At 41.2% G+C, this 18,013-nt stretch carries 17 protein-coding genes; 1 reads left to right on the top strand and 16 read right to left on the bottom strand.

Annotation, left to right across the window (positions count from 1 at the left end; translation table 11 throughout):
* Positions 1-260: 260 nt before the first annotated feature.
* The 12 genes from B7700_RS06265 to ybeY all read right to left on the bottom strand — a co-directional run bounded on the left by B7700_RS06265 (position 261) and on the right by ybeY (position 11,975).
* On the bottom strand, positions 261-3,083 hold the full coding sequence (locus B7700_RS06265; RefSeq protein ID WP_084887818.1) for a SasC/FmtB family protein: 2,823 nt from the start codon (positions 3,081-3,083) through the stop codon (positions 261-263).
* 256 nt (positions 3,084-3,339) lie between these two features.
* Positions 3,340-4,200, bottom strand: a complete 861-nt coding sequence (gene tehB, locus B7700_RS06260) for an SAM-dependent methyltransferase TehB (RefSeq protein ID WP_084887817.1) — start codon at positions 4,198-4,200, stop codon at positions 3,340-3,342.
* Between the two features lie 14 nt (positions 4,201-4,214).
* Entirely contained in the window at positions 4,215-4,682 is a 468-nt protein-coding gene (gene smpB, locus B7700_RS06255) for an SsrA-binding protein SmpB (protein ID WP_001051750.1), read from the bottom strand.
* Complete coding sequence (gene rnr / locus B7700_RS06250; protein ID WP_084887815.1) at positions 4,645-6,999, bottom strand: ribonuclease R; 2,355 nt, start codon at positions 6,997-6,999, stop codon at positions 4,645-4,647. The genes smpB and rnr overlap by 38 nt, the downstream gene beginning before the upstream one ends.
* A 100-nt stretch (positions 7,000-7,099) precedes the next feature.
* The gene (gene secG / locus B7700_RS06245) at positions 7,100-7,333 is read right to left on the bottom strand and encodes a preprotein translocase subunit SecG (protein WP_000282517.1); all 234 of its coding nucleotides are present in this window, start codon (positions 7,331-7,333) and stop codon (positions 7,100-7,102) included.
* A 39-nt stretch (positions 7,334-7,372) separates the two neighbouring features.
* Positions 7,373-7,522 (bottom strand): 50S ribosomal protein L33, encoded by a 150-nt coding sequence (rpmG, locus tag B7700_RS06240; protein WP_001809104.1) that lies wholly within the window; start codon positions 7,520-7,522, stop codon positions 7,373-7,375.
* Positions 7,522-8,721 carry a multidrug efflux MFS transporter PmrA gene (locus B7700_RS06235; protein ID WP_084887813.1) on the bottom strand — a complete coding sequence of 400 codons (1,200 nt, stop codon included), beginning with the start codon at positions 8,719-8,721 and terminating at the stop codon, positions 7,522-7,524. Before B7700_RS06235 ends, rpmG begins: the two co-directional genes overlap by 1 nt.
* Positions 8,708-9,313, bottom strand: coding sequence for a dephospho-CoA kinase (gene coaE / locus B7700_RS06230; RefSeq protein ID WP_084887811.1), 606 nt, complete (start codon positions 9,311-9,313; stop codon positions 8,708-8,710). Before coaE ends, B7700_RS06235 begins: the two co-directional genes overlap by 14 nt.
* Positions 9,313-10,137 (bottom strand): DNA-formamidopyrimidine glycosylase, encoded by an 825-nt coding sequence (gene mutM / locus B7700_RS06225; RefSeq protein WP_084887809.1) that lies wholly within the window; start codon positions 10,135-10,137, stop codon positions 9,313-9,315. Before mutM ends, coaE begins: the two co-directional genes overlap by 1 nt.
* A 48-nt stretch (positions 10,138-10,185) precedes the next feature.
* Complete coding sequence (gene era, locus B7700_RS06220; RefSeq protein WP_000143264.1) at positions 10,186-11,085, bottom strand: GTPase Era; 900 nt, start codon at positions 11,083-11,085, stop codon at positions 10,186-10,188.
* A gap of 16 nt (positions 11,086-11,101) precedes the next feature.
* Positions 11,102-11,497, bottom strand: a complete 396-nt coding sequence (locus B7700_RS06215; protein WP_000378166.1) for a diacylglycerol kinase family protein — start codon at positions 11,495-11,497, stop codon at positions 11,102-11,104.
* On the bottom strand, positions 11,478-11,975 hold the full coding sequence (gene ybeY / locus B7700_RS06210; RefSeq protein ID WP_000275156.1) for an rRNA maturation RNase YbeY: 498 nt from the start codon (positions 11,973-11,975) through the stop codon (positions 11,478-11,480). Before ybeY ends, B7700_RS06215 begins: the two co-directional genes overlap by 20 nt.
* A 104-nt stretch (positions 11,976-12,079) precedes the next feature.
* Between ybeY and pavA the strand changes: the two genes are divergently transcribed.
* Complete coding sequence (gene pavA / locus B7700_RS06205) at positions 12,080-13,735, top strand: Rqc2 family fibronectin-binding protein PavA (protein ID WP_084887807.1); 1,656 nt, start codon at positions 12,080-12,082, stop codon at positions 13,733-13,735.
* A gap of 59 nt (positions 13,736-13,794) precedes the next feature.
* Here pavA and B7700_RS06200 read toward each other — a convergent pair whose 3' ends face one another.
* From B7700_RS06200 to gloA, 4 genes are all read right to left on the bottom strand, one after another.
* On the bottom strand, positions 13,795-15,501 hold the full coding sequence (locus B7700_RS06200; protein ID WP_084887805.1) for a glucosaminidase domain-containing protein: 1,707 nt from the start codon (positions 15,499-15,501) through the stop codon (positions 13,795-13,797).
* A 98-nt stretch (positions 15,502-15,599) separates the two neighbouring features.
* A complete protein-coding gene (locus B7700_RS06195; protein WP_192855668.1) occupies positions 15,600-16,586 on the bottom strand; it encodes a dihydroorotate dehydrogenase in 987 nt (328 codons plus the stop codon).
* Positions 16,549-17,349 (bottom strand): dihydroorotate dehydrogenase electron transfer subunit, encoded by an 801-nt coding sequence (locus tag B7700_RS06190; RefSeq protein WP_084887802.1) that lies wholly within the window; start codon positions 17,347-17,349, stop codon positions 16,549-16,551. The genes B7700_RS06195 and B7700_RS06190 overlap by 38 nt, the downstream gene beginning before the upstream one ends.
* A 248-nt stretch (positions 17,350-17,597) precedes the next feature.
* A complete protein-coding gene (gene gloA, locus B7700_RS06185) occupies positions 17,598-18,008 on the bottom strand; it encodes a lactoylglutathione lyase (RefSeq protein WP_474104108.1) in 411 nt (136 codons plus the stop codon).
* Positions 18,009-18,013: the final 5 nt, after the last annotated feature.

The raw sequence follows: 18,013 nt of genomic DNA, 5'->3' as shown, positions 1-18,013 counted from the left end.
CTATATTATTCGTAAAAATTAATAATCGTATTTTTAATTATCGAAGATGTGAACTAAGAGATTAGGAAAGTCAAATTAATTTCTAACAATGCTTCAGAAGCCATGTCCTACTATTCCAGTTTCGATACTTTATATAATTGACAAAGAAACAAAATCTCCTAGCAATCAATGGACTACTAGGAGATTTTTTAAAAAATTCTATATAATCTATAAAATCAAATACAAATTTTACTAAAAGATTAGATTAGTTCATATATAAATTATACTTCTTCATCTTCTTTACGACGACGGCCTACAAGACCTAGACCAAGTACTGCACTTGCTGCAGCTGCTACCATAGCTACTGTAGGGTCTGCTGTACCTGTATTTGGCAATTCTTTAGATTCTTTACGCACATTTGCTTTAACTGCTACTGTTGGGGTTACAGCTTCAATTGCTGCTATACCGTCTGTTTGAGCTGTTGCTACTCCTGCATTGTCAGTTGCTGCGTCAATTGCTTGATTTGCTTTTGTTGCTGCGTCTTGTGCTGCTTGTTTAGCCGCATCTTTTTCTTCTTTCGTTGCGTTTGGAGTACCTTCAATTGCTGTTAATTTTTCTGCTAATTTTTTCGCTACTTCAGCTTTAGCCGCTGCTTTAACTGCTACTGTTGGGGTTACAGCTTCAATTGCTGCTATACCGTCTGTTTGAGCTGTTGCTACTCCTGCATTGTCAGTTGCTGCGTCAATTGCTTGATTTGCTTTTGTTGCTGCGTCTTGTGCTGCTTGTTTAGCCGCATCTTTTTCTTCTTTCGTTGCGTTTGGAGTACCTTCAATTGCTGTTAATTTTTCTGCTAATTTTTTCGCTACTTCAGCTTTAGCCGCTGCTTTAACTGCTACTGTTGGGGTTACAGCTTCAATTGCTGCTATACCGTCTGTTTGAGCTGTTGCTACTCCTGCATTGTCAGTTGCTGCGTCAATTGCTTGATTTGCTTTTGTTGCTGCGTCTTGTGCTGCTTGTTTAGCCGCATCTTTTTCTTCTTTCGTTGCGTTTGGAGTACCTTCAATTGCTGTTAATTTAGCTTTTTTAGCCTTATCAATTTCTAATTTAGCTTGAGCTTTTTGAAGCAACAAAGTCTGGGCGTTAATATCTGCTTGATTTTTTCGATTCGCTATTTCTACATTGTTAGTTTCTTCATTCAATATTTCTTGAGCCTTAGCTAATTCTGCTTGATAACCAGCCCAAGCTTCAGGTGTATAATCACTTTGATTTAAAGTTGTTGCCTTAGCAGCTTCTGCTTGTAGGTCATCTTTATACATATTAATTTTAACTGTTTGTTGTGCAACTGTATCACTACCTGTTTTTTTAGTCCCGTTATCAATCAGATTTCCTGAGGTTTGATAAGAAACTGTCCCCTCCAATTGTTTTTCAATTGGTTTGGTAGTTGGCAAACTAAAAGTATACGTTAAAGTCTGTTCTTGTTTAGGGTCCAAATTGTTAAAACCAAGAGTCAAACTAGTTCCATTTAGTTGGGCCGAGCTTGTACCTGTTGTTCCCACTAATGTTGCACCTTCTGGCAACTCAACTCTATACTGATTATTTGTAGAAGTTGAGAATCCTTTATTAATGGCTTTTACAGTCACAGTAGTATTCACAGTAGTAGAAGTAGCAGAAGTAGCTGTAGATTCATAAGTAGTCTTCACAACTTCAGATACAAGATAAGAACCGCTAGCCACACGAACATTACTTACAACTCCTCCTGCATTCTCATTAGATGATATAGCTGGTTTATTGAAACTACTATCATAGCTATGATTTTCTGTACTTCTATTAAGAGCTGTTTCAAATTGAAGTCTTAATTTTGTTAAGCCTTCAGGAACATTTACAAGAACGGACATTTCTCCCATCGGAGTACCAGCATAACCTTTTTCATACCGACCTAGTACAGCTCCTGTTTCTGGATTTTTAACAACTAGTCTTGCTCCATTATTACCACTATTTATATTTACCGTTGTCCCTCTCCAAGTTACCTTCACCTCTTGGCCACCCACTACATCAATATCTTGATAAATAGGACCAAATTCAGGTTTTGGACTACCACTCCACGCTTCTCTTCCTGGATATACTGCTAAAACAGCTCCTATTCCAGAACCTCTGTCACCCGGAAAAGCATCTCCATATTGAGATGCTTTCGCAGTCCAAATAAGAGGAACTGTTGTTGTTGTTGAATTAACAGGTTTCCATCCTGTTAATTTACTTATATCGTTCTTGACAGTAATAGGATCTGATGTTGCAGTTGGAAGTACTGCTCCTTGGCTAGTATCATTAAAATTACCATTTACAATAGCTACATTTGTTGCATTCGTAGCTAGGGGATCTGTGCTTGTTACAGTGCCAGGAGTTGAATCTGTACGGAATGGGTTATTTGTATCCAACGCTTTCCCATTACGTTCATCTCTAGAACCTGAGTTTGCAATAGAATTAGACTCCAAAGTCTTCTCTGCGCTGGTAAGTTTTTTACCTTCACTTAACTTATCAGTTGTATTATCTAATGGTTGTTCTTTTTTCTTTTCAGATTTTGTTTGCAATTTTGATGTCGCTGTAATTAACTTTCTATATGCTGCAGTTAATTCAGTTTGAGTTGTTGCAGTGCTTAAAACAGTTCTTGATTCGTCTAAGATAGTTCTAAGATTATTAACGCTTTCTTCTGTCTTAGTAGCATATGTTCCTTTAGCAAACTTGCCATCAATCTCTTTGATTAAATCTGTTAATTCTTTCTTATCTAGAGTCTCCACCTTCTGGGGTGCTGATTCTGGAGAGGGACTATTTTCAACTGTTGAAGGTTGAGTATTTGTCTCTACTGCTGCAGCAGGACTAGTGGCTACTGTATTACCTTCATAGTTACCATTCTGGGCATTCAGTTCTTTAGGTTGCGGTGCTAGTGTCTCCCCATTAGTTGAAGGCACGCTTTGCTCTGCAGCATATACTCCTCCATTTCCTAAAAACATGAAAAACGCAGCTACTGCGACACTAGCTGCACCAAAGCTGACTTTACGAATAGAAAAACGTAATTGCTTTTCACGATCGTGTTTACCTTTATGAAACATCTAAATTTCCTCCAAAATAAATATTTGTATCAATACTATATTACAGTATTACTTTAATAATGCAATATACCTTTTTTCATGTTTTCTGACCAATTATAATTTTTTATGCGTATATATATATATATATATATACGCATAAAAGCGCTTTTGTTCTATAATTATAGCGATTCTTGAAATAAAAATTACATTGTCAGAAATATTAAATTTTCACAACATTTATAAAAAGGTTGGATATTTCCCCAACCTTCATTCATGTTTATTTGATTTTTTTAGCTAGCATGGTCGCAAAGCGTAGTTGAATACGATTGCCATTTTCATCGCGACGGTGTAAATGGCCTGGATTTTCATTGTACTTGACCAAGTCCCAATCCTTGTAATAGTCTGCCAATTCCCCTTCTTTAAAGGTAAATGGGAAGTTCACAGAGCAAGGGTAATCTTCCGTATCCATAGCACAAACGATAAGATTATAACCACCGACCGTGGTATGCTCCTGCATATTTTTGATAATTGCAGGAATGCAATCTGCTTGCAAAAACATCAAAACAACTGTCGAAACGATGAAATCATACGCTTGCCCAATACTGGCTGAATTGATATCGTAAAGACCAACTGGCATGTCCAGATCTTCTTGCTCCACAATGCTTTGCAAGATTTCAAGGGCCAGTTCATTTTGATCTACAGCTGTCACATCAAAACCTTGCTGGGCTAAAAAGAGAGAATTACGGCCTTGACCACAGCCCAAATCCAAGGCTTTCCCTGGTTTTACTGTCTGCATAGCTTCTAAGACTTCCGAATGGACTGGATTTGTATTGTATTTCTTAGGGAAATAATCCTCAGGTTTACAATAAAATTCCAAGTACCACTCTACATCATCTGTGGCAGCCTCCACTCGGTGCCATGCTTGTGGTTGCGCCATGGGGTTGTCGGCCCCTGCTTCAAAGAGGTGCTCAGCTAAAACCTCACCATCCTCTGTCAATTCAATAAACTTGAGAGCTCCCTTCAAGACAGTAATTTTCCCCCAAGTCCCAACCTTGGTGTTGTGTTTCTGCTGAACAGCCTCTGGCATAGTTTGTTTATTCCACAAAGGCATGCGTTTATAGGCAACTAGTTTTTCCATCTTCATTCCTCTTTTTATCGCTGATTAACAGCCTTCATCACGCGCGCAATATCGCGATTCTGCTCACGACGTTTGATTGACTCCCGTTTATCATAGTCATGCTTCCCTTTAGCTAGGCCTAAAAGGAGCTTGGCATAGCCATCTTTGATATAGACTTTAAGAGGAACCAGGGTCATACCTGTTCCTTTAGTCTCTTGTTCCAACTTTTGGATTTGTTTCTTATGGAGCAGAAGTTTACGACGACGTTCTGGTTCTTGGTTCCAGATATTGCCCTCTTCGTAAGGCGCGATATGAACATTGCTCAACCAGACTTCTCCATTTTTTACTTGTGCAAAGCCATCCTTGAGATTGATTCGAGCTGCTCGTACACTCTTGATTTCAGTTCCAGTCAGGACCATCCCTGCCTCTAGCGTATCTACGATTGTATAGTCGTGGCGTGCCTTTTTATTTTGTGCGACGACCTTTCCCTCGCCCTTTGCCATGCTTGGCTCCTTTCTTAGCTACTTCCTTGTAAAAAGGTTTCTTTCCTTTTTTCTTCTTGTCTTTTTGTGAATGCTTGCGCTTATCATTTGAGCGTCCTGATTTTCTCTTTTCTTCCTTCTTATCTGAACGACGATTTGAACCACGCCCTCTGTCACTACGACTAGACTGTTTCAAGCCTTTTTCAATCACATCAAACTCACTTGGAATGTAAGAGAAGTCAATTTCACCCGTCATCTTGTCGGCTCTTTCAACTCGGATACGGATTTGCTGACCTACACGGAAGGTTGTTCCTGATTTCTCCCCACGAAGAGTCAAATCCCGCTCATTGAAATGATAAAATTCAGGTAGATTAGTGATGTGAATCAAGCCTTCAACTGTGTTCGGCAATTCGACAAAGAGACCGAATTTAACAATACTTGATACAACTGCATCGTACTCTTCACCCACGTATTCTTCCATGTACTCAGCTTTTTTCATGGCTTCGACTTCACGCTCAGCCTCGATAGCACGACGCTCACGGTTGGAAGACTGGGTCGCAATCTCTGGAATCACTTGCTCAAAATGCTCGGCTATTTCCTTAGAACGGCTGTAATCCCGAATCATACGGTGAACAAGGAGGTCTGGATAACGGCGAATCGGGCTGGTAAAGTGAGTGTAATAGCCTGCAGCAAGTCCATAGTGGCCGTGATTGTGCTCCGAATAGCGAGCCTGCTGCATGGAGCGAAGAAGCATCATGGACAATACATCTGCATAAGGTTCTCCCTCAACAGCACGCATGATGTCTTGAAGGGCCTCCTGGCTAATCTCACTGGCAGTCCCATAAATGCGCAAGCCAAAGCTCGAAGCATAATCAATAAACTTCTGAACCTTTTCAGCCTTGGGCTCCTCGTGGATTCGATAAATAAAAGGCAAATCCAGCTTACTAAAATGCTCAGCAACTGTTTCATTGGCCATCAACATAAAGGACTCAATCATGCGCTCGGCAACACCACGCTGACGAAGAACGATATCAACAGGCTTACCTTGCTTGTCCACTAAAATCTTCGCTTCGTTGGTATCGAAATTGAGTGCTCCACGTTTCACACGCATGTTTTCTAAAGTTTCATGGAGTTTGGCCATGAGTTCGATACTAGGGACAATTTTCTGATATTCTTGTCTCTTTTCCTTATCTCCAGCTAGGATATCATTGACATCACTGTAGGTCATCCTGAAGCTAGTCTTGATAACCGTTTGTGTGATGGTGTAGTTGACTACACGACCATGTTTATCAATCTCCATAATGGCAGACTGGGTCAGGCGGTCAACTTGAGGATTGAGGGAGCAGATACCATTTGACAGTCGTTCTGGAAGCATTGGGACCACACGGTCTGTCACATAGACAGAAGTTGCGCGGTTAAGGGCTTCCTTGTCCAGGGCAGAACCCTCGGTCACATAGTAGGAAACATCTGCAATGTGAACTCCGAGTTCTAGATTGCCATTTTTCAAGGCCTTGATATGCACCGCATCGTCCAGGTCCTTGGCGTCAGCACCATCAATGGTAAAGGTAATCTCATCTCTCAAGTCCAGACGGCCTTCCATATCCTTTTGAGACGGAGCATCAGGAACACTTTCTGCTTCCTTGACAACAGCCTCTGGAAACTCTGAGACAATGTCCATAGACTCCAAAACCTCAAGGACATCAATTCCGACATCCGTTGAGTGTCCCACCACATCGAGGACACTCGCCACAAAGAAATCGTGTTTCTTACTTGGGTATTTATCGATAAAGACCTTGAGAACTTCGGTTCCCTCAAGTTTAAGGGCTGGTTTCTTAACATAGATCGGTTGACTGATTTTCTGATTTTTTGAACGGATGTAACCCGCATACTTAGGTTTTTCCTGATCTAGAACGATTTGGCCGACAACTGTTGTCAGGCTGTGTTCTAGGATATCAATAATTTTGGCTTCGGCAGCTGTTCCCTTGTTGCGGTCAGCGACTTTCTTGATGACGATCTCAACGGTATCACCATCAATAGCATAGTTGACATCGTTTTTTCCTACAAAAAGGTCGTCCTCTTCGCCTTCCAGACTAACAAAACCAAAACCATTTTTATGAGCGTGAAAAATCCCCTTGAGAGTAATCTCATGTTTTTTCTTAGCTTCCAAGGTCAGACTGGCATCTTCCTCAAAGCGAATCTGGTGCTTTCTTTCCATTAGGGACAAGGTTTTAATCAACTCACGAAAATCCTTGGAACCGTCTTTTCCCAAAGCCTGAGCCAAGTCATTGACAGTCACCCTTCCCTTATCTTGTAAATATTCTTTTATTCTATCTTTCATATTTTCTTTCTAGATTTTTTATTTTCTTTTACTGTAAAACCTTCTCAAACATCATTTAAAAATAAAAAGAGGCAAAGACCTAGTCCTGCCCATTATTTTCTTATCTACTTGATAATACCGTCAATGCTAAGGCAATGGCTAGCCAGAAAAAGACTAAAATCCCTGTCAAACGCTGCATTACAGCTTCGAAACCGCGTGCTTTACTGCGTTCAAACAAATCACCTGAGCTGGCATCAAATACATTGCTGGATTGGTTTTTGGTTGGTTGCATGAAAATCGCAATCACAATCACAACAGATAATACTAATAAAATGGTTAATAATAGGTTATACATATCAAACTCCTTAAAATCCCTATTATTTTACCATAAAATCTACTTAGATTCAAGATGTAGGGTTACTTTTCTTTCCTTGGGACAATACTTTAAAACCTCAATCTTGTCTGGATGGGTTTTTGAATTTTTACTGGTTAGGTAATTGATACTGCCACAAGAGGAGCATTTGAGATTAATTTTTACTCGCACTAGATTTCCTTTACTTTTAATAATGTTCGAAATTGAAGAAGGTTAAAGAGACAACTAAAGGCAACACAAAGGCTTGTCGCATAAAAGACTGCATGGTAGCCAAATTGACCTGCTACTGCAGAACCTGCCATGGGACCAACGACACCTCCCAGATAAAAGAATACCTGATTGAAGGCAAAGACCCTCGAAATACCAGTTTTGGGCGTCATCTTACTGAGAAGAGCATTAACTCCAGGAATCAAGGCACCTGTCCCCAATCCAAAGAGGAAACGATAAAGTCCTAGTTGAAGGGGGCTAGAGGCATTGGCACAGAGGAGATAGATAATAACTGAATAAAACTGGGCTACAACCAAGAGGCGATGGTTGCCCACCTTGTCACCTAGCTTTCCCATGACTCCTGCACTCATCATACTGGAAAAGCCCATACTGGATACAATCAAACCAGAGACAAAAAGAAGATTCTCTGTCTGCCCTAAGTCACGTACATAAAGAGCTAAGATAGGGCCGATTGATTGGGCTGAAAATTGGATGACAAAACTGGTCAGAAAGAGGTTGAGCAAAAGATAGGGATATTTAACTGATGTAAATAATTCCTTTGTTGGGATGGCCTTTTCCTTGGCTACTGGTTGAAAATCTTCCTTGATAAAGCAAATGGTCAAAATAGCAGCTAAAAATAGAAAACTACCCACCAGTAAAAAGACAGTACGAATGCCAAATAATTCTGCGATAAAGCCACCAATAAAGGGACCAGTTAGAGTGCCTGCAACTACGCCTGTAGACAAAGTACCTAAGGCAGAGCCTGATTTCTCCTTGGGAACCTGACTGGCTATCAAGGCCGTTGCATTGGGAACAAAACCCGCAAATACACCATTTAGTAAACGAAGAAAAATCAACCAATAGATATTTGGCACAAAGGCCAAACCTCCCATAGTGATAGTCATGGCAAGGCCAGCCCGAATCATCATGGGTTTTCGACCGTATTTATCAGCAAGGATGCCCCAGATAGGAGAGAAAAGTGCTGCAGAAATGGCAGAGACAGAAATAGCTAAACCTGCATAAAAAGCAGCTTGATCACTTCCTACACCTAGATTTTCCACAAAGATGGGCATAAAAGGCACAACCAAAGAAATACTGGCTCCTGTCAGAAAATTACCAAACCAGGCAATGCGCAGATTATCCTTCCAGTTAATCTCTGTCATCTTCGCTACCTCCCTCAAGCAGGGAGAACACCTGAGTAAGAAGCTGGTCCTGATTGCCATTGTTGTTTAAAACATGGCTGGCCAAATCTTTCTTTTTCTCTAAAGGCCACTGGGCTGCCAGACGAAACTCGGCTTCATCTTTGGACAAGCGGTCCCTTTTCATTAAGCGTTCCACTTGGATATCTCGGTCCACATAGACCAACCAAGTCTCATCAAACCAAGAGGCATAGTCTTGTTCAAAAAGCAAGGGAATATCCATGAAGAAAATCTCTTCTGTCTGAGCCAACTGGTCTCTCAACGTAGCTAGTTCCTCACGGATAATCTCTCCTTGAGTTATCCTAGACCATTCTCGCTCTTCAGGATTTGAAAAGATAAGACTAGCTAGGATAGGGCGATTGAGTTCTCCGTTTTCTAATATAATTTCTTGCCCAAAGTGCTGTACTAGAGCCTCAAACAGACGACCACCAGGTTTCTGTAGTTGATGAACAAGAGCGTCGGCATCCACTACTTGAAAGCCTTGCTTTCTTAGAAAATTTGTCACGGTTGACTTACCAGAGGCAATTCCCCCAGTGATTCCAATGATTTTTCCCATCAGCCCCTCCTTTGGCACTGAGGACAAAAGTGAGTTCCTCGTCCGCCTAGTTGGATTTTCTCAATGATGGTACCACAACGTACACATTCTTGACCAGCCTTGTCATAGACCTGATGAAAATCCTGCATGGTTCCATCTTCCCCAAAGGCATTGGTATAGGTCCGAATGGTGGAACCACCTTTTTCAACAGCCTGTCCCAATACAGCAATGGTCTGGTCATGAATCGCAGTCGCTTCTTCTGCTGTCAAAGTCTGGGAAGGTCTAGCTGGATGAACCTGAGCTCGCCAGAGAACCTCATCCACATAGATATTGCCAAGGCCAGCTACCAAGGTCTGGTCTAGGAGATGGGATTTGATAGGCTTTTTAGATTTCTTCAGGGCACCTATAAAATTCTCTAAATCAAAGTCCTGGTCTGTAGGTTCAGGACCTAATTTTTTAGAAATAAAGTAGGCGTCTAAAAGGTCAGGAGCCAAGAGTTCCATAGTACCAAACTTGCGTACATCCTCATAAACAAGCGTGCCACCATCCTCAAACTGGAAGAAAACATGGGCATGTTTGCGTTCTGGAACCTGGTCCGGATAGTAAAAATACTTGCCCTCCATCCGCAAATGGGAAATCAAGACCTTATCTGTCAGGTAGAAAAGCAGATACTTGCCACGACGTCCCATTGACTCAACAATCTGACCAGGCATCTCCTTTTGAAATTCGTCCAAATCTGTCTTCATCATCTTGGGATAGCGAATTTCTACACTCGAAATCTTCTTTCCCAGAATCAATTTTTCCAAGCCACGTCGAACGGTTTCAACCTCAGGTAATTCAGGCATAAGTCCTCCTTCTGTAAAAACAAGAAGCAGGCATGAGCCCACCTCTACTTAGTATTCTTTTTCATTATAGCCAAAGTCAGCCAAATCTAGCTTTTTATCGCGCCAGTTTTTCTTGACCTTGACCCATGTTTCTAGGAAGACCTTGTCTCCTAGCATAAGTTCGATATCACGACGGGCCATGCTACCGATTTTCTTAAGCATAGCGCCACCTTTACCGATGATAATCCCTTTTTGGCTATCGCGCTCGACCATGATGGTTGCACGGATGTGAACCTTGTCTGTCTCTTCATCTCGTTTCATAGAATCCACTACTACTGCAACAGAATGCGGAATCTCTTCCCGAGTTAGGTGCAAGACTTTCTCGCGAACCATTTCTGAAACCAAGAAACGCTCTGGATGGTCTGTAATTTGATCAGACGGGAAATATTGGAAACCTTCATCTAGATTTTCACTCAAAATATCCACTAGACGAGAGACGTTATTTCCCTGAAGAGCTGAGATTGGTACAATTTCCTTGAAGTCCATCTGATTACGGAAATCATCAATCTGAGACAAAAGCTGGTCTGGGTGAACCTTATCGATCTTGTTCACAACCAAAATCACAGGGACCTTGGCAGCCTTGAGACGCTCGATAATCATATCGTCCCCCTTACCACGCGCTTCATCAGCAGGTACCATAAAAAGAACGGTGTCCACTTCGCGAAGGGTACTGTAGGCAGACTCAACCATGAAATCTCCTAGAGCTGTTTTAGGCTTGTGAATCCCTGGTGTGTCGATAAAGACGATTTGTTCCTTATCAGTCGTGTAAATTCCCATGATTTTGTTGCGCGTTGTCTGCGCCTTGTCACTCATGATGGCAATCTTTTGCCCCATAACGTGATTTAAAAAGGTTGACTTCCCAACGTTGGGACGTCCTAAAATGGCTACAAAGCCTGATTTAAAAGTCATAATTTCCTCTTACTGTTTAAAATAATAAATCCCAGATTCTTGGGAGAAAAATCAATGCGCCTGTTAAGGCTGCGAAAAGAGAAACCACTAATACCGCGCCAGCCGCCATATCCTTGGCATTTTTAGCCAGCATGGAAAAGTGATAGTGACTGGCCAAATCCACCACATTTTCAATAGCAGAATTGATAATTTCAAAAGCTACTACCAAGAAAATGCTCAATAGGAGAAAGAGCCATTCAATTCGTGACACCTGAAAAACAAAACCTGCAAGAATGACTACAAGAGCCGTCACTGCATGTTTTCGCATATTACGTTCTTCCTTGATAGCAGTAAAAATTCCTGTGAGAGCAAATTCTAAACTGGATATCAGGTCACGATTTTTCCATTTTCGTTTATTGTCTTGTGAGTCCATAGGCTGTCAAAATTTCTTCTTGTAAACCGAACATCTCCGCTTCTTCTTCCGGAGTGTAGTGATCATAGCCGTTGATATGTAAAAAGCCGTGTACTGCCAAGAAGCCCATCTCACGCTCAAAGCTGTGACCGTATTCCTCGGCCTGCTCATGAGCCTTATCGATAGAGATGAACAGTTCCCCAATATAGGCATCAAACTCAGACATCATCTCTGCCAATTCTGGATTTTCAAGTAAATCCTCTTCGTCAAAGGCAATTTCCAACTCTGGCTTATATTCAAGGCTGATAACATCTGTCGGACGGTCTGTGTCACGGTACTCCAGATTAAGTTCATGACTACGTTCATTGGTCACAAAAGTGACTGCCATCTCCTTGTCTTCTTTGCCTAATTTTTGGGCTGCAAATTCCAAAATTTCTTGGGTTTGTTGCAACATTTCTTTTGAAACTTGACCAGTTTCATCTACCATTTCAATATACATGTGCTTCTCGTTTCTCTTTACTTGGCTTTATTATACCACATTTCCATGATTTTATTCTACCTTTTTGATATAATACTATGGAATACTATCACAAGGAGAGAACGATGTCATTTGACGGATTTTTTTTACACCACATGGTTGAGGAATTGCGAAGAGAGTTAGTGAACGGTCGCATCCAGAAAATCAATCAACCTTTTGAACAAGAGTTGGTCTTGCAAATCCGCAGCAATCGCCAAAGCCATCGCCTGCTCCTTTCTGCCCATCCAGTTTTTGGACGCATTCAGCTGACCCAAACGACTTTTGAAAATCCATCCCAACCTTCTACCTTTATCATGGTTTTAAGAAAATATTTGCAGGGTGCCCTGATTGAGTCGATTGAGCAAGTGGAAAATGACCGTATTGTGGAAATGACAGTTTCCAATAAAAACGAGATTGGAGACCATATCCAGGCTACCTTGATTATCGAAATTATGGGGAAACACAGTAATATTCTACTGGTTGATAAAAGCAGTCATAAAATCCTCGAAGTTATCAAACATGTTGGCTTTTCACAAAATAGCTACCGCACCTTGCTGCCTGGATCGACCTACATCGCTCCGCCAAGTACGGAAGCTCTCAATCCTTTTACAATCAAGGACGAGAAACTCTTTGAAATCCTGCAAACACAGGAAACGACAGCTAAAAATCTTCAAAGCCTCTTTCAAGGTCTGGGACGCGATACGGCAAATGAATTGGAAAGGATACTGGTTAGTGAAAAACTTTCCACTTTCCGAAACTTTTTCAATCAAGAAACCAAGCCATGCTTGACTGAGACTTCCTTCAGTCCAGTTCCTTTTGCAAATCAAGTGGGAGAGCCTTTTGACAGTCTTTCTGATTTGCTGGACACCTACTATAAGGATAAGGCTGAGCGCGACCGCGTCAAACAGCAAGCCAGTGAACTCATTCGCCGTGTTGAAAATGAACTTCAAAAAAATCGTCATAAGCTTAAAAAACAAGAAAAAGAGTTACTGGCGACAGACAACGCTGAAGAATTTCGTCAAAAAGGAGAATTGCTGACAACCTTCCTCCACCAAGTGCCTAACGACCAAGACCAGGTTATCCTAGACAACTACTATACCAACCAACCTATCACGATTGCGCTTGATAAGGCCTTGACTCCCAACCAGAATGCCCAACGCTATTTTAAACGGTATCAGAAATTAAAAGAAGCTGTCAAATACTTGACTGATCTGATTGAGGAAACCAAGGCAACCATTCTCTATCTGGAAAGTGTAGAAACCGTCCTCAACCAAGCTGGACTGGAAGAAATCGCTGAAATCCGTGAAGAATTGATTCAAACAGGTTTTATCCGCAGAAGACAGCGAGAAAAAATTCAGAAACGTAAAAAACCAGAACAATATCTAGCAAGCGATGGCAAAACCATCATCTATGTCGGACGCAATAACCTGCAAAATGAGGAACTAACCTTTAAAATGGCACGCAAGGAGGAACTTTGGTTCCATGCCAAGGACATTCCTGGAAGCCACGTTGTCATCTCAGGCAATCTTGACCCATCTGATGAAGTCAAGACAGACGCAGCAGAGCTGGCCGCCTACTTCTCTCAAGGACGCCTGTCAAATCTGGTGCAGGTAGATATGATTGAAGTCAAGAAACTCAATAAACCAACTGGTGGAAAACCAGGCTTTGTCACTTACACAGGACAAAAGACCCTCCGTGTCACACCAGACCCAGAAAAAATTGCATCCATGAAAAAATCCTGATTTTACTTGAAATCAGGATTTTTAACTTATACTCACTCAAATCATATCCAATTATAGGACTAATCTTTGCCACCTAGTTTCTCATTGATTTTCATCATCACACTAGCAATTTTTTCACCCCAATAAGGGTCTGATGCATATTCAACATTCATACCAGACGCCTTGTTTCCAAGGAAAGTTCTGCCCTTATCGATATAATTTTCCTTAATCCACTTGCTTGCACCTAAAATTCCCTTATCCACATCATCAAATGTCTTGGCAGAAAGGTAAGGAGTCGTATCATAGGCTGTAATTCCAAAGAAATTATTCTTATCTTTGGCAATCTTGCTACGTCCCCAGTCGCTTTCTAAGGCACTATGAGCAAGGAGATAGAGGGCATTGATATGGTAATGTTCTTCGGCTTCCTTAAAGGTAGCTCCCTTATTTTCCAGGAGGCTATTGTCAATATTTAACAGACTAAATACCTTATCCAAATCTTCAGCACTATAGTTTGTAGCCTCTGTCAAATCTTTAAAAAGGAAGGGATTTTCAAGGTTAAAACCATCAAAATGCAGTCCATCTGCCGAATAATATTTCTTGCCTACTTCCATATCAGAAAGATGAGCAGATACTGGGATACTAGCATTCTGAGCCACATAGTGATAAAAACGGTGTCCATCACTCTCATAATAAGGGATAAAGTTCTTACTAGCATCTAGTGCTTGTAAATCTTCTGTTTTCATATAGCCTGACAAACCAGAAATAGTAATAGCCAGGCGCTTGTCATCACTTTTTCTATCCTTATCCAGCCAAACAACACTACCTTGCGATATATAGGACAGCTTTTCACCATCTGCATTATAGATATTTGCAGTAACTGGAAGGACCTGATAATAATCAGAGCTAATCTTGGACTCCTTATGCCACTTTCCATCGCTTCCAAGCTGATGACCATCAATAGTCTCATTTTTTGCCATGTAGCCACCGGATTTGAAGTAGTACCAGGCTTGACTTTTAGAATCGTATACCCATTCTTTCTCAGCCATTTTGCCATCAGACTTGAGATAAAACCATGACTCCTTATCCAAAATCCATTCATTAACTGCCATATAGCCACCGGATTTTAGATAATAATAGTGACCATTTTCGAAAATCCATTCTTTATCAGCATGATTTCCATTTTCTTTGATATAAAACCAAGATTGGTATTGTTTGTCAAAAAGCCAACCTTGCTGTACTTTAGCACCGCTAGCACTCACATAAGCCTGTTCAATCCACTGACTTGTCAGTAAATAACCACCGGATTTGAAATAATAGTCCTTGCCCTTAATTTGGAGCCATTCTTTCTCTGCGTGTTGTCCATCTGCTTTGATATAAAACCAAGCGTCGTATTGAGAATCATAGACCCAATTTTCTATTACCTTGGCACCTGTTGCACCAACATAGGAAGTTCCTACCCAAGCATTTCTTTTCAGCTTTCCATTTTGGTCAAGATAATAGAATGCTCCCTTGTCTTCTATCCATTCTGACTTGGCCATATAGCCACCAGATTTGAGGTAAAAATAGTCGTCACCTTGTTTCAGCCATTCATTTTCAGCATAGTTGGCATCTGCTTTTATATAAAACCAAGATTGATAATGAGCATCAAAGACCCACTCATTGGCTGCTTGACTGCCATCTGCTTTCAGGTATTGTTTTCCTTGCCAAGTACCATCACTGGCCATTACACCCTCTGGACTAGCTAAGAAAAATAGCAGGGCTAAAAAAATAAATCTTACTTTCTTCATTAACCTTCTTCCTCTGTTCTTACTCATTTCATTATATCAAAATTCTCTATAATCAACATTACAAACTCATAAAAAATCAAGAACAGATTGATTGCAGTTTACCTCAGAGACTCTTTTACTTCCTTGCGAAGATTTTCTAGACTGCTGATACTATATTTATCCATAACCTTTGGTAAATTTTCGATGATGTCAGGACAGGCGTAAGGATTGGTAAAGTTGGCTGTTCCAACTCCAATAGCAGATGCTCCAGCCAGATACATTTCTAGGGCAGCTTCAGCCGAATCCACTCCTCCCATTCCAATGATAGGCAGGTCTGTTGTTTGGGCGACTTGGCGGATGAGTTTGAGGGCTACTGGAAAAACTGCTGGACCAGACATTCCACCTGTTCCATTGGCCAATATTGGTTTTCTAGTTTTGAGGTCAAAGCGCATTCCAACTAGAGTATTGATCATGGTTAATCCACATGCCCCCGCATCTTCTGCAGCTTTTGCGACAGTAACGATATCGGTCACACTCGGGGTTAATTTGACATAAACTGGCACATCAGACGCTTCTACAGCTGCTTTCACCACATCATAAGCTAAATCTGGATCTTGACCAATCAAAAGTCCGTGATTACAGTGGTCAACATTGGGACAAGAAATATTGAGCTCGATAGCCTTTACATTAGCTGCCTTGGAAATACCACTAGAAACGGCCGCATACTCTTGTTTTGAAAAACCAGCCACATTGGCAATAATAGGAAGATTTGGATATTCTCTTTCCAGCCAAGGTAACTTTTCAGCCAAAACAACTTCCAAACCAGGATTTTGCAAGCCAATTGCATTGAGCATACCAGCAGGTGTCTCTGCCACCCTTGGAGTTGGATTGCCAAAGCGTGGTTCAAGGGTCGTCGCCTTAATCATAATAGAACCTAAAAGGTCTAAATCATAGTACTTGGCATACTCTTGACCAAAACCAAAACAGCCTGATGCTGGAATAATCGGATTTTTCAAATCCAAGCCTGGTAGAGAAACTTGTAAACGATTTCTAGTCATGATTTTCTCCTTATAATACAACTGTTCCTGTGCGGAAAACAGGGCCATCTTCACAGACACGTTGGCTGACCGTCTCGCTTTCTGGCACTTTTAGGACGCAGGCATAGCAAGCCCCCATCCCACAAGCCATACGAGATTCCAAAGATAGATAGGCTCTTGGGTGGTCATAAAAGGTTTGATTGATATACTTCATCATTCCAGGCGCCCCACATGAGTAAACAGCATCAAACTGACTGTCTAAATCATTGATGATAACGGAAACATTTCCCTTGATACCATAAGAACCATCATCTGTCGTTACAAAGACTTGACCATATTGAGCCAATTCCTTTTCAAGGATAACAGCATCCTTATTAGCAAAACCGAGGACTGTCACTACTTTTACTCCACGCGCATGCAATTCCTTGGCTACTTCAAGCAAGGGAGGAACACCAATCCCCCCACCAACAAGGAGAACCTGGCTCTGCTCATCAAGGTCAGACAAGTCAAAACCATTTCCCTGAGGCCCCATCACATCAAGAGTATCTCCCTGACTTAAGGTTGAGAAAATAGCTGTCCCAGCCCCTTCAATCCGATAAATGAGATGACACTGCTTCTTAACCTTGTCAATAGACGAAATTGAAATAGGGCGACGCAAGAGATGGGCATCATCAGGCACACGAAGATGAAGAAATTGGCCTGCTCGCATTGCTTCAACCATTTCCCCCTCTAGGACTAATTCAAAGATTGCTGGCGCGATTTCCTCTTGTGCAACCACCTTCATGGTTTCCAAACGAATGGCACCCAAACGTTTCTTACATGTGGGATTCATGACTTTTCCTCCTTAAATTTTAAGGGGACCAGACAAAGAAAAGACCTTGCTAGTGCAAGGCCTCAGTTAAAATCGTACAACACAAGAGAGCACACTCAAAAAGTCTCCTCTAGAAAATTGTACTATTCTTTTATCTGACACCTTGTGAGTCTCTCTGGACTCCCCTTAAAGGTTAAATTTTTACTATTATACTCTTTCAGCTAAAAAAAGTCAAGTAAAAAACGAACATTCTACTTGACTTCAAGAAATTATTTTTCACGAATGACTTCGACCTTGTAGCCATCAGGGTCTTTGACAAAGTAATAGTTAGGTGCAGTTCCTGGTAGACCATTTGGCTCAGTCACTTCATAGCCTTTTGCACTGTGCTCTTGATGAAGAGCTTCAAGATCGGGTGTACTGAGGGCGATATGGGCAAATCCATCTCCAACCACATAAGGACCATGATCGTAGTTATAAGTCAACTCCAACTCATAGTCATCACCCTCAAGACCTAGATAGACAATCGTGAAGGCATGGTCTGGAAAATCTCTGCGACGCAATTCTTTAAATCCAAAAGCATCTTGATAAAATGGCTCTATAATATTTGTAGTGGGTAAATCCTCTGTAGATATTATGGAACCTATTTTTGTGTAGAAAAAAAGTCCCATATGACCTATAATGAAAA

It is taken from the genome of Streptococcus mitis (assembly GCF_002096755.1).
Classification (GTDB): domain Bacteria; phylum Bacillota; class Bacilli; order Lactobacillales; family Streptococcaceae; genus Streptococcus; species Streptococcus mitis_AC.
Note: the sequence above shows the minus strand (reverse complement) of the source record. Positions and strands in the feature narration are given on the sequence as shown.

Coding starts and splice junctions, on each gene's coding strand:
- B7700_RS06265 (WP_084887818.1), bottom strand. CDS start 3,083: ATGTTTCATAAAGGTAAACACGATCGTGAAAAGCAATTACGTTTTTCT.
- tehB (WP_084887817.1), bottom strand. CDS start 4,200: ATGGAAAAACTAGTTGCCTATAAACGCATGCCTTTGTGGAATAAACAA.
- smpB (WP_001051750.1), bottom strand. CDS start 4,682: ATGGCAAAGGGCGAGGGAAAGGTCGTCGCACAAAATAAAAAGGCACGC.
- rnr (WP_084887815.1), bottom strand. CDS start 6,999: ATGAAAGATAGAATAAAAGAATATTTACAAGATAAGGGAAGGGTGACT.
- secG (WP_000282517.1), bottom strand. CDS start 7,333: ATGTATAACCTATTATTAACCATTTTATTAGTATTATCTGTTGTGATT.
- B7700_RS06235 (WP_084887813.1), bottom strand. CDS start 8,721: ATGACAGAGATTAACTGGAAGGATAATCTGCGCATTGCCTGGTTTGGT.
- coaE (WP_084887811.1), bottom strand. CDS start 9,313: ATGGGAAAAATCATTGGAATCACTGGGGGAATTGCCTCTGGTAAGTCA.
- mutM (WP_084887809.1), bottom strand. CDS start 10,137: ATGCCTGAATTACCTGAGGTTGAAACCGTTCGACGTGGCTTGGAAAAA.
- era (WP_000143264.1), bottom strand. CDS start 11,085: ATGACTTTTAAATCAGGCTTTGTAGCCATTTTAGGACGTCCCAACGTT.
- B7700_RS06215 (WP_000378166.1), bottom strand. CDS start 11,497: ATGGACTCACAAGACAATAAACGAAAATGGAAAAATCGTGACCTGATA.
- ybeY (WP_000275156.1), bottom strand. CDS start 11,975: ATGTATATTGAAATGGTAGATGAAACTGGTCAAGTTTCAAAAGAAATG.
- pavA (WP_084887807.1), top strand. CDS start 12,080: ATGTCATTTGACGGATTTTTTTTACACCACATGGTTGAGGAATTGCGA.
- B7700_RS06200 (WP_084887805.1), bottom strand. CDS start 15,501: ATGAAGAAAGTAAGATTTATTTTTTTAGCCCTGCTATTTTTCTTAGCT.
- B7700_RS06195 (WP_192855668.1), bottom strand. CDS start 16,586: ATGGCCCTGTTTTCCGCACAGGAACAGTTGTATTATAAGGAGAAAATC.
- B7700_RS06190 (WP_084887802.1), bottom strand. CDS start 17,349: ATGAATCCCACATGTAAGAAACGTTTGGGTGCCATTCGTTTGGAAACC.